Here is a 10,699-nt window from a genome sequence, read left to right as displayed (position 1 = left end):
CCCCCCCCCCCGCCCCCGGCCGCCCCCCCCCCCCCCCGCCCGGGCCCGCCGCCCCCCCCCCCCCCCCCCCCGGCCGTCTGCCGCATCGAGCGCATTGGCGGTCAGGGCGGCCACGGTTCCGGCTTCGTCATCGCGCCGGACGGGCTGGTGGTCACCAATTTCCATGTCGTCGGCGATGCCAGGACAGTGCGCGTCTCGATGCCGGACGGCGCGTCCCGCGAAGGCCGCGTGCTCGGCCGCGATCCCGACACCGACATCGCACTGGTGCGCGCCGATGGCAGCTTTGCCGATGTGGCGCCGCTGGGCGATTCCAAGCGGCTGCGGCGCGGCCAGATCGCGATTGCCATCGGCAACCCGCTGGGCTTCGAGTGGACCGTCACCTCCGGCGTCGTCTCGGCGCTCGGCCGCTCGATGCGCGCCTCGACCGGCCGGCTGATCGACGATGTCATCCAGACCGACGCGGCACTCAACCCCGGCACTTCCGGCGGGCCGCTGGTGTCGTCGGCCGGCGAGGTCATCGGCGTCAACACCGCCATGATCCATGGCGCGCAAGGCATCGCCTTCGCGGTCGCCTCCAACACCGCCAATTTCGTCATTTCGGAAATCATCCGCTTCGGCCGCGTGCGCCGGGCGTTCATCGGCGTTTCGGCCGACACAGCCAATTTGCCGCGCCGCGCCGCCCTTCTGTCGCAAGTGTCGAGCAAGACGGCGGTTCGGCTGCGCAGCGTCGAAAAGGACGGTCCGGCAGCCAAGGCTGGCTTGAAGGAAGGCGACATCATCGCCGCCATCGATGGCCGCCCGGTCACCGGCGTCGACGACCTGGTGCGTTTGCTCGACGCCGAACGCATCGGCCGCGAGACGCTGTGCACGGTCGTGCGCCGCACCGGCGTCAGCCAGGTGACGGTGACGCCGGTGCCAAGGGCGAGCTAGCGCTGTAGCGGCGCAAACACCCGCCCGAGTAGCGACACCAGCAACGCCGCCAGGTCGCCGGTCGGGTCGAGGTCGGGATCGAAGATCGTCATGTCCATGCCGATGCAGGCGGGGCCGGCTGCCAACACCGAGAGGATGGCGACGAGATCGTCCGGATCGATGCCGGGGCTGCCCGGCGAATCCACCGCCGGCATCACCGTCTGGTCGAGCACGTCGATATCGAGGTGCAGCCAGTAGGGAAACCGCGCCAGCGCCGCACGAGTCTTGTCCAGCACTTTCGCCGCGCCAAGTTCGCGCGCGGCAAAGACGTCAATCCGCGTCATGGCGGTGGCGTTGACATCCGGCCAGGCAAAGTCCGCGTTGCGGTTCTCGCGTTCGCCGATCTGGATCACCTGCTCGTCGGCAACGAGCGTACCGTCAATGCTCGGCCACTCGGTAAGCAACGCCTCGCCACGCCCGGTGGCGAGCGCAAGGTCCATGCCGGCGGCCGAGCCGAGCACGGCGTCGACATCATAATTACCGGGATGACGGAAATCGCTGTGCCCGTCGACATGCACCAGAGCCAGCGGACCGGAGCGCCGCGCCGCCGCCAGCGCGCCGAGCAGGATCGAGCAATCGCCGCCGATGACCAAGGGAAACTCGCCCCGCCTGAGCGCGTCGGCGACGATCTCGGCAAGCTCGAGATTGAAACGACGGATCGCGAGACCGTTGCGCAGCCGGGTGCCCGGCCGCGGTTCGGTGCTGTAGGCGGGCCGCTCGAGATCGACCACCCTGGCCGGCGAAAGCATCTCGACCAGGCCGGCCTCGCTCAGGGCCTGCGGCGCCCGCCACGTCCCCGGCACATGGCTGGGCCGCAGCGGCCGGAGGCCGAGGTTGGACGGGGCGCGGATAAGACAGACCTTGCGCATGGGCAGGCTCGCGTTTGTCGCGCCATCATAGAGCGAGGCCATGGGGACGACCAAGCGATCCCGACTCCGGCGCCGCCTCTGCCGACAGTTCCTGCCAACGGCCGCCTTTCAGGCTCCCGCCGCCCCGTCCGCATACTGCGCCAGAAATTCCTCGCTGGGCGGGATCGGCTTGATGACGTCGATCAGCACGCCGTTGGGGTCCTTGGTGATGAAATGGCGCTGGCCGAAGGGCTCGTCGCGCAAGGATCGAAGGATCGGCAGGCCGGCGGCAAGGACGCGCTCGTAGACCGCGTCGGGATCGCGAACCTCGAAATTGATCAGCAGGCCCAATGTGCGGCCCCGCCCCTCTTCCGGGATTGTCTCATGGTCGCCCTGGACGATGCCGAGATTGACGCGTTTGCTATCCGCTGCGCGAAGGTCTGGTTGCGGCAATGCGGGCGCAGACGATGACGAGATTGCCGGCGGAGGCACTGACAGCGCTCTTTGCCGCTGCCTTCGACCGCGTCGCGCTGGCCATCGAGGCCGGTGCCTCGGCCGAGGATTACCGCGCCGTGCTCATGGCACTGATCGAAGGTCTGTCTCCGGCTCCTCCTCAGGCACCTCGCCCGGTTCGAACTCGTTGAAGCAGCGGAGCTGTCGCTTGAACTGGTGGATCAGCCAGGCCGCCGCCGGCTTCGGGCTGCGATCGTTGCGATGCATGGCAAACAGGGGAGAACTCACCTCCCTGAAGGACTCGAGGTCGAGTTCGACCAGCCGGCCGCTCGCCAGATCGTCGGCGATCAGCCAGCGCGGTAGCCCGCCCCAGCCCAACCCCTCGCGCATCAGCGTATGCTTGGTGCGCATGTCCGTCAGCCGCCATGTGCGGTAGGCGTAGACGCCGAAGTCGCGCCCCTTGGTGCGCTCCGATTGATCGGTGACGACAAGCTGGATGTGTTCGCGCGCGTCTTCGATCGCCACTGGTTTTGGCAGCAACGCCAGCGGGTGAGTAGGGGCAGCGGCCAGCACGATCGACATGAAGCCGATCCGCACAAGATGCACGTCGACCTCGCCCAGCAGCCCGCCAATGCCAAGGTCGGCCTGCCCGCTGACGACATGATCGGGGATCAGCCCAAGCGTGCCGATGTGCAGGCGCAGCATCACGGTCGGAAACTGTGCCTCGAATGCCTTCAGCACCCGAACCAGCACCGGTGAGGGCAGCGCCGCATCGACCGACAGCGCGACTTCCGCCTCAAGCCCCTGGTGGTGGCCGTCGACGCGCGAGCGAATGCGCTGCAGCACGCCGACCATGCGGCGTGCATCCTCCAGCATCGCCCGGCCGATCTCGGTCAGCTGCGGCTCGCGCGTCCCCTCGCGCTCGAACAGTTTCAGCCCGAGCTGCGCCTCGAGATTGGCGATGCCATAGCTGATGACGGACTGCGCCCGGTTGAGCTTGCGGCCGGCGGCCGAGAAGCTGCCGGTATCAGCGACTGTCACAAAGATCTGAAGTTGGTCGAGGGTTGGGTTGGGCTGCATCGCTATATCTAACTTATGGATGGATCGTATAGAAAATATATCAGTTTATCGAATGGGTCGATAGCCCCATATCTGGCGGGACAAATCATTCCAACCGCTGGAGAGCCCCAAAATGTCCATTCTTCTCGTCACTTCGAGCCCGCGCGGCGCCGCCTCGCATTCGACTCGCATCGCTACCGAATTCGCTGAAAAGCTCGTCGCCGCCGATCCGTCGAACACGCTTGTCGTGCGCGACCTCGTCGCCAATCCGCTCCCCCATATCGACGCCGACTACGCCAGCGGCATCTACGTGCCGGCAGAAGCCCGCACTCCGCGCCAAGCTGAAGTCGTCGGCGTCTCCGATGTAGTGCTCGACGAGCTGTTCGCCGCCGACACGGTGATCCTGGCCACAGGCTTCATCAACTTCAACATCTCCTCAACGCTGAAGTCCTGGGTCGACCACATCTCTCGTTCCGGCAAGAGCTTTGCCTATGGCGAGAACGGCCCCAAGGGTCTCGTCACCGGCAAGAAGGTCTATATCGTGCTGGCTTCGGGTGGCATCTATTCCGAAGGTGCGGCCGTGCAGTTCGATCACGCCATTCCCTACCTGCGCGGCGTGCTCGGCTTCCTCGGCATGACCGATGTCGACGTCATCCGCATCGAAGGCGTCGGCATGGGCCCTGACGCGGTGACCGCAGCGCTCGCCAAGGCGACCGCCAAAGTCGACGCCGTGGTGGCCGCCCGCCGCGACATCGCGGCTGCCGCGTAAGTCACACCGATCATCTGGATGAAAAGGCAGGCGCGCCGCGCCTGCCTTTTTTCATTCTAGCCAATCAGATACCGCAACAGCCCCGCCGAAGCGACCCCAATCAGCACGGTCGGCAGCATGGACAGCCGCGTCGCGGCGATCAAAGTGATCGCCAGCGCCAGAAGATCCGCCGGATTGCGCGACACGAAGGCTGGCGCGATGACCGAGATCAGAACGCAACCTGGCGCCGCCTCCATCACCGCCGTGGCTCGCACGCTGAGCATGCGGTTGCGCAGCACGACGTAGCCGCCGATCCGCGTCAGGTAGGTGACGCCGGCCATCAGCACGATGATGAGAAGTGTTGTTGCGTCGATCATGCATCACCTGCCATCAGCCAGGCCGCCGCCAGCCCCGACACGGCACCCGCGGCGACATACCAGGCGCCTGGGACGAAGAGATACACCAATGCCGCGACGACCAGGCTGACCAGCCAGGGCCGCGCCGCCGCCAGGCCCGTCCACATGCCGCGCATCAGCACCAGGAAGACGGCCGGAAACGCCATGTCGAAACCGTAGGCCTCGACATCGCCAAGCATCGGGCCGAGCACGGCACCCAGCGTGGTGAACGCCACCCAGGTGAGATACATCGCCAATCCCGCGCCCATGTAGTAGCGCGGGCTGAAGGCCGGCGTTGTGCCGGCAGCACCGCGCTTCCGGGCATCGGCCAAGCCCAGCGCCCAGCTCTCGTCACACATGAAGAACAGCGCTGGGAAGACCTTGCGCCGCGGCAGATCGCGCAGGAACGGCGCCAGTGCCGCGCCCATCAGCAAATGACGGCTATTGACCAGGAAGGTGATGGCGACGATGAGCACGATGTGCGGCGGCGACGTCCATAGCTGGACCGCCGCGAATTCCGACCCCCCGGCAAAATTCAGTCCTGTCATTGCCGACAGTTCGACAACGCTCAAGCCTCTCTGCGTGGCCTGGGCGCCAAGCACCAGCGCATAGGGAATGGTGCCGAACAGCACCGGCGCGCATGACATCACGCCACGACGGAATTCGGATCTTGAGCCATCGCCCGCCGCCTCGACTGCCTGTGAAATGCTCATGATTCTCCATCGGCTGGCCTCGCGGCCGCCGCTTCCCTGCGTTTGAAATCAACTGATGTTGGCGGCAAACATACCGATATCGGCCCGCAATTTGGTTGCAAAGATTGTTGTATTTGACCGAATTTCGGCATTGAGTGTCACAAACTGCCGAATAGATGGAATCTAGAGCCATGAAGCTGGATGAGATCGACAAGCGGATCCTACGGGCGCTGCAGCGTGACGGCCGCATGGCCAACAACGATCTGGCCAATGAGGTCGGCCTATCGCCCTCGCCTTGCCTACGGCGCGTGAAGCTGCTGGAGGAGGCCGGAATCATCGACCGCTATGTCGCCGTGCTCAACCCGGCCAGCATCGGCAAGGGCCTCACCTTCTTCACCCGCATCTGGCTGAAGGCGCAGGACGAGGACACGATCGAGCATTTCGCCACCGAAGTCGCCAAGCTGCCGCAGGTGATGGAGTGCTATCTGATGCTCGGCGACTGCGATGCCATGGTGCGCGTGGTGGCGGGCGGCATCGACGACTACCGCCGCTTCCAATCGGAGCATCTGAGCCGCATCAAGGGCGTGCAGAACGTCAAGACGGACGTTCCCAGCCAGACGATCAAATACACGTCGGAACTGCCGATCTGACGCATGTCGCCCAAAAGTGCGAAGCGGTTTTAGGATAACGACAGGCGTCCAAAAAAAGGCCATGCCACCGAAGAACAGCGTCCTTTCAGACTGGATAAAAAATGCAACCGGATTGTAGGATCGGCCTCGATGCCAGCGTCCTTCGGAGGCAAGCAGCGCGCAGCGCTGCCCTCTGGCATGGGAGATTTGAATGAGCCTTTCCTATCGTTGGGTCATCGTCGCTGCTGGTGCGCTGATGTCCTGTGTCGCCATCGGAACGATGTTTTCGCTGGCGATCTTCCTTGAGCCGATGGCGATCGACACCAACTGGTCGCGCGCCGGCATTTCGAGCGCCATGACGCTCAACTTCCTGGTGATGGGCCTTGGCGGCTTCGCCTGGGGCGCCCTGTCGGATCGTTTTGGCGCCCGCATCGTCGTGACGATCGGGGCGGTGCTGCTCGGGCTGGCGCTGGTGCTGGCCAGCCGAGCCGGCACGCTCCTCACCTTCCAGATCACCTATGGCGTGCTGGTCGGCCTCGCCGCCAGCGCCTTCTTCGCGCCGATGATCGCGCTGACCACAGGCTGGTTCGACACCAACCGCAGCCTTGCGGTCTCGCTGGTCTCGGCCGGCATGGGCGTGGCGCCGATGACGATCTCGCCCTTCGCCCGCTGGCTGATCTCGGCCTATGACTGGCGCACGGCCATGTTCGACATCGGCATCACCGCCTGGGTGCTGCTGTTGCCGGCAGTGCTGCTGGTGCGCCAGCCGCCAAAGCCTGCCGTGGCCGACACCGGCTCCATGCCGGTTGCCGAAGGCGCCGGCCTGACGGTCGGCCAGGCGCTGCGCTCGCCACAGTTCATCGTACTCGGCCTCACCTTCTTTGCCTGCTGCGCGGCGCATTCCGGACCGATCTTCCATATGGTCAGCTACGCCATGCTGTGCGGCGTCGCCCCCATGGCAGCCGTCTCGATCTACAGCGTCGAAGGCCTCGCCGGCCTCGGCGGGCGGCTTCTCTACGGCGTGCTGGCCGACAGGCTGGGCGTCAAGCCGGTGCTGATCGCGGGCCTGGCGATCCAGGCGATCGTCATTGCCGCCTATCTCTCGATCAGCCGGCTCGACCAGTTCTATATGCTGGCTGTCATCTTCGGCGCCACTTATGGCGGCGTCATGCCGCTCTATGCGGTGCTGGCGCGCGAATATTTCGGCCAGCGCATCCTCGGCACCGTATTCGGCGGCGCCACCATGCTGTCCAGCCTCGGCATGGCGCTGGGACCGCTTGCCGGCGGCATGGTGTTCGATGCCTACGCCAACTATTCCTGGCTGTTCATCGGCTCGGCCCTCATCGGGCTTGGCGCGGTCGGCATCGCCATCGCGTTCCCGCCGCTACCACGCCGGGAGTTGCAGCCGGCTTAGTCTTCGGCCGGATCGAGTTCCGAACCGCGCGGGCCAGGCAAACCATGAGCCTGGCCTGTCCGGTGCGATCGCGGGCATTTGAGCCGAAGGCACACGGCTCACCCACAGCCAGGTCCATTTCAAGGACTGACGAACCTCCTACTTCACCGTGATGGACATACCGCTGAGATCGGCGTTGACTTGCAGGCCTACCTGCTTGCCTGACAGTTCGAGTTGGGCGCCCTTGTCATTGGTCATGACGATCACCTGAGCCCCTTTGCCGAGCGTGCCGCCACCGCCCACCGCACCGTAGACCCCCGTCACATCCCGGGCGCGCCTGATGTGGCGCACGGTCCCGTGGAAATAGGTCTTCGAAACCCCGAAGGCGAGACCGCCCGAGACGCCGCCGACCGAGATGGGATAGCGACGACCATGGAAGGTCAGCGTGCCCTCGCCTCCGGATCCGCCCACGAAGAAGGCAGCCTTGTAGATGGCAAAGCGGATCGTGCCGCTGTCGGCATGCGCGGCGCTGGCAACGCTGACTGCTCCTGCGGCGATGACGGCAACCGCGAATGAACGAATTCTGGACGAAATCATCATGATGAGAACTCCTCAAGGTAGCCGCTTGCCCAACGGCTGGGCTCGCCAGCGTGGTATCAAGGTTACAACTGAACAGTCTCACCCGTCATTGGTTCCAAGCACTCGCCCCGGTGGTGCGTCATACCGATGTCCAACTAGGAAATGGACAGGATCTCAAGCTCGCGCTGCCCTAGCTGGACAAAGTCGCCAACGGTTTTGCCGGTCAGCGCGATGGCAACCGGCGAAGCATGCGATATGGAAGCTTGAGACGGGTGGCCTCATCCTCACCGACGATGCGGAAGGTCTGAGTGCGGCCATCATCACGCTTGAAGGTAACGGTGTGCCCGAAGGCGATCACTTCATTAGACGTGGGCACCGACATAAGCTGAGCCGTACGGACGCGCTCGGCATAATAGCGCATATCTCGAACCGGAACCGCCGACTGCCGTCGCCTCTCATTGACATCTTCCAGCACGCTAGCGGCCTCGAGAGCCTGCTGAGCGCGAGCCAATTCATCCTGCAGCATCTTGAGACCCGCCGCCGTGACGAGGTTGATCCGATCGGAGATAGGGCGAGCCGGCAGGATGGTTTCCGATGCTGCCTCGGCACTTTCCTCCTTGGCAAATGCTACGCTCAATTGTCGAGACTCTCTGCTTGCGGCCCACGGCCGTCATTCGAGAAACTGGCGGCGAATAACCGCTTCGGCGGAAGGCCGAAATTCGTCGCCTCGACCAATCCCGTCCCTATCCGAAAATCCGCTCGCCCTGCTCGTCGACCAGCTGGATGCCCTTCTTGATCGAGATGTCGACGGCGTCATCTAGCCCGGCGAAGCGATCGGCACGGATGAATTTGTGTTCCTTCACCACACCGTCGATCTCCTTGGAGACAATGCCGCAGGTTTGGTACTGGCCATCCGCCTTGTAGGGGGTGGCGCTGATCAGGAAACCCTTGTGCTCGACCTGTTTGGCTGGCGCCGCGTTTTTTGGTTCGGCCGCTTCACTGCCGCCGCCACCGCCGAAAAGACGCTTCAGAAAAGACATCGGGCTTCCTCCAACAGCATTCATCCCACACCATGTAGCGTGGCGCGGGATGAATTTCACTATCGGTCCTTGGCCCAGCGGGCAAGGGCTGCATCCGGCCGTGCCGGAAGACCTTACTTGTGCGACAGCGCTTCCAGCGCTTCGGCTGCAGCTTCGAGGATGGCGATCGCCTCAGCCTGCTTGTCGGCCGGGGCATCGACGAAGTCACCGAGAGCCGCGCGCAGCCGGTGGCGCACGGCACGGAACTCGTCGCGTGCTTCCGAACGGCCGCCACGACCGCCACGACGGCCGCCCTCTTCGCTCTCGTCGTTCCAGCCGAACCAGTCGCGCGCCTTGGCCATCTTGCGGCCGAAACGCTCGAGATGTTCGAGCACGCCGTCGATCATCTCGCGGTTGTCGGCGAGATGCGCTTGGCCCGCCTCGGTGATCGAGAACACCTTCTTGTTGCCGTCGGCGGCGGAGGCGGCGTAGCCGGCCTCTTCCAGGAAGGTCAGCGTCGGGTAGACCACGCCCGGGCTCGGGCTGTAGATGCCGCTGGTGCGCTCCTCCAGCGCCTTGATGATGTCGTAGCCGTGGCGCGGTGCCTCGGCCAGCAGCGACAGCGTGATCAGCTTGAGGTCGCCGTCGGCCAGCATGCGGCCGGCGCGGAACATATCGCCGGGGCCGCCGCGTCCACCGCCACGACCGCCGTGCCCGAACGGGCCGAACCCTCCGCCCCCTCTGCCGCCGAATTTGCCGGCCATGTGCATGAACATGCGCTCGCCGAAATGATTGTTCCCAAAATGTTTGTGCATTGATTGCTCCTTGAGTTGTATCTTACGATATATCTTACTTAGGCAGGCCAATCGATGGAGTCAAGATATATCTTACGATGTATCTGAATGCGGCGCCAGAGGCTTTGCTTTCGCTCTGCGAGCCGGCCAGCCGATAGCTCGCACGAAAAAGTCCGGAGATGTGTCCTCCGGACTTTGCACTTCTGGTCATTGATGACGGACTGCTACCAGCGGCCCTTGCGCCGGTTCCAGGCATAGAGCAGGTCGGCGAAACGATCATAGGCAAAGCGTGTCAGCGGCAAGGCAGCCGGATTGCCGAACAAAGTCGCCAGCCAGCCCTCGCCCGGCGTGACCTTCCACACGGCGATGGCAACGTCGGCGCCGACCAGCAGCCTGCCCGCCGCGTCGGTGGCGTGCAGCCGGCGTCGGATATCCTCGAGCGACGCGCCATGTCCGGCAAGCGCTGCCGGTTCAAAATTGATGTCGCGAAATTCGATCCGTCCGGCCTTGACCGCTTCGATCAACCGCCGCTTCTGCCTGCTGATGCCGGCATCGCAAACCGGGCAGCGCGTGTTGTACCAGACGATCAGCATGGTCTCGACATTGGGTTGGTAACGCAACCTGAAGGACCACGAACAATCGGGCGCGGTCAAGACGTCGCTCGAGCGGTTGCGCACGAACGAGGCTGTCTCAGACCAGCCGGTCCGGTCCTCCACGACAGTGCCTATCCGAGCGAGGTGATGATCTCCCGGTAGGCTAATTCGGGAAAGGCCTTCAGCGTCCGCGTCCTGACGTTGCCGGCCGCCGCCAGCATCAACGAGAAACGCGCCAGGACCGCGTCGTCGGGGGCCTCTACCACCGCCACCATGTCGTATTCGCCCATGGTCAGGTAGAACGCCTTGAACGATCCGCCCATGTCTCCCAGCTGCTTCCTGGCGGCGTCGAGCCGCTTCGGCGAATCGCGAACGCTTCTGGCGCCCTGCTCGGTCCAGTTCATCAGCACGATGTAACTTGTCATGGCACACCTCCCTCCGGGGCCACGGAGCACGGCGGCTTCGCCGGGGCGGGGCATCCGGGTTGTCGCCCAGAAAATGCATCCGACGCCGAATTATCCTCCCGAA

The 10,699-nt window shown here is 64.5% G+C and carries 14 protein-coding genes and 2 pseudogenes; 5 read left to right on the top strand and 11 right to left on the bottom strand.

All coding sequences use genetic code 11. The features are described from left to right. Positions 1–930, top strand: a 930-nt coding sequence (locus NKJ06_RS13665) for a S1C family serine protease (protein ID WP_352809979.1), incomplete at its 5' end; no start/stop codon positions are given. Here the strand turns inward: NKJ06_RS13665 and NKJ06_RS13660 are convergent. Then, positions 927–1,838, bottom strand: coding sequence for an arginase family protein (locus NKJ06_RS13660; protein ID WP_352632330.1), 912 nt, complete (start codon positions 1,836–1,838; stop codon positions 927–929). The genes NKJ06_RS13665 and NKJ06_RS13660 overlap by 4 nt on opposite strands. Positions 1,839–1,946: 108 nt before the next feature. Next, positions 1,947–2,294 (bottom strand): VOC family protein, encoded by a 348-nt coding sequence (locus tag NKJ06_RS13655; protein WP_502905615.1) that lies wholly within the window; start codon positions 2,292–2,294, stop codon positions 1,947–1,949. On the opposite strand from NKJ06_RS13655, the pseudogene NKJ06_RS13650 reads away from it, so the two are divergent. Then, positions 2,246–2,461 (top strand): annotated as a pseudogene (locus tag NKJ06_RS13650) (TetR/AcrR family transcriptional regulator); the annotation flags it as partial. The gene NKJ06_RS13655 and the pseudogene NKJ06_RS13650 overlap by 49 nt on opposite strands. Here NKJ06_RS13650 and NKJ06_RS13645 read toward each other — a convergent pair. Beyond that, the gene (locus NKJ06_RS13645; protein ID WP_352632334.1) at positions 2,394–3,350 is read right to left on the bottom strand and encodes a LysR family transcriptional regulator; all 957 of its coding nucleotides are present in this window, start codon (positions 3,348–3,350) and stop codon (positions 2,394–2,396) included. The pseudogene NKJ06_RS13650 and the gene NKJ06_RS13645 sit on opposite strands and share 68 nt — an antisense overlap. Positions 3,351–3,462: 112 nt before the next feature. Between NKJ06_RS13645 and NKJ06_RS13640 the strand changes: the two genes are divergently transcribed. Continuing rightward, on the top strand, positions 3,463–4,098 hold the full coding sequence (locus NKJ06_RS13640) for an FMN-dependent NADH-azoreductase (RefSeq protein WP_352632336.1): 636 nt from the start codon (positions 3,463–3,465) through the stop codon (positions 4,096–4,098). A gap of 56 nt (positions 4,099–4,154) precedes the next feature. On the opposite strand, the gene NKJ06_RS13635 is transcribed toward NKJ06_RS13640, so the two are convergent. Both NKJ06_RS13635 and NKJ06_RS13630 read right to left on the bottom strand, forming a co-directional pair. Beyond that, a complete protein-coding gene (locus NKJ06_RS13635) occupies positions 4,155–4,454 on the bottom strand; it encodes an AzlD family protein (RefSeq protein ID WP_352809978.1) in 300 nt (99 codons plus the stop codon). Beyond that, positions 4,451–5,185 carry an AzlC family ABC transporter permease gene (locus tag NKJ06_RS13630; RefSeq protein WP_352809977.1) on the bottom strand — a complete coding sequence of 245 codons (735 nt, stop codon included), beginning with the start codon at positions 5,183–5,185 and terminating at the stop codon, positions 4,451–4,453. Before NKJ06_RS13630 ends, NKJ06_RS13635 begins: the two co-directional genes overlap by 4 nt. A gap of 170 nt (positions 5,186–5,355) precedes the next feature. On the opposite strand from NKJ06_RS13630, the gene NKJ06_RS13625 reads away from it, so the two are divergent. Both NKJ06_RS13625 and NKJ06_RS13620 read left to right on the top strand, forming a co-directional pair. Continuing rightward, positions 5,356–5,814 (top strand): Lrp/AsnC family transcriptional regulator, encoded by a 459-nt coding sequence (locus NKJ06_RS13625; protein ID WP_352809976.1) that lies wholly within the window; start codon positions 5,356–5,358, stop codon positions 5,812–5,814. Between the two features lie 190 nt (positions 5,815–6,004). Next, positions 6,005–7,207: an MFS transporter gene (locus tag NKJ06_RS13620; RefSeq protein WP_352809975.1), complete on the top strand. Its 1,203-nt coding sequence runs from the start codon at positions 6,005–6,007 to the stop codon at positions 7,205–7,207. A gap of 138 nt (positions 7,208–7,345) precedes the next feature. Here NKJ06_RS13620 and NKJ06_RS13615 read toward each other — a convergent pair whose 3' ends face one another. The 6 genes and pseudogenes from NKJ06_RS13615 to NKJ06_RS13590 all read right to left on the bottom strand — a co-directional run bounded on the left by NKJ06_RS13615 (position 7,346) and on the right by NKJ06_RS13590 (position 10,596). Further along, a complete protein-coding gene (locus tag NKJ06_RS13615; RefSeq protein ID WP_352809974.1) occupies positions 7,346–7,786 on the bottom strand; it encodes a lipid-binding SYLF domain-containing protein in 441 nt (146 codons plus the stop codon). 134 nt (positions 7,787–7,920) lie between these two features. Continuing rightward, a pseudogene (greA, locus tag NKJ06_RS13610) lies at positions 7,921–8,402 on the bottom strand (transcription elongation factor GreA). Positions 8,403–8,508: 106 nt separating this feature from the next. Next, positions 8,509–8,805, bottom strand: coding sequence for an HlyU family transcriptional regulator (locus tag NKJ06_RS13605; protein WP_352809973.1), 297 nt, complete (start codon positions 8,803–8,805; stop codon positions 8,509–8,511). A gap of 113 nt (positions 8,806–8,918) precedes the next feature. Next, positions 8,919–9,599, bottom strand: coding sequence for a PadR family transcriptional regulator (locus NKJ06_RS13600; RefSeq protein ID WP_352809972.1), 681 nt, complete (start codon positions 9,597–9,599; stop codon positions 8,919–8,921). A 203-nt stretch (positions 9,600–9,802) separates the two neighbouring features. Further along, on the bottom strand, positions 9,803–10,171 hold the full coding sequence (locus NKJ06_RS13595) for a thiol-disulfide oxidoreductase DCC family protein (RefSeq protein ID WP_352809981.1): 369 nt from the start codon (positions 10,169–10,171) through the stop codon (positions 9,803–9,805). 131 nt (positions 10,172–10,302) lie between these two features. Further along, entirely contained in the window at positions 10,303–10,596 is a 294-nt protein-coding gene (locus tag NKJ06_RS13590; RefSeq protein ID WP_352657192.1) for a GYD domain-containing protein, read from the bottom strand. Positions 10,597–10,699: the final 103 nt, after the last annotated feature.

Source organism: Mesorhizobium sp. M0293 (assembly GCF_040321735.1).
GTDB lineage: Bacteria > Pseudomonadota > Alphaproteobacteria > Rhizobiales > Rhizobiaceae > Mesorhizobium.
Note: the sequence above shows the minus strand (reverse complement) of the source record. Positions and strands in the feature narration are given on the sequence as shown.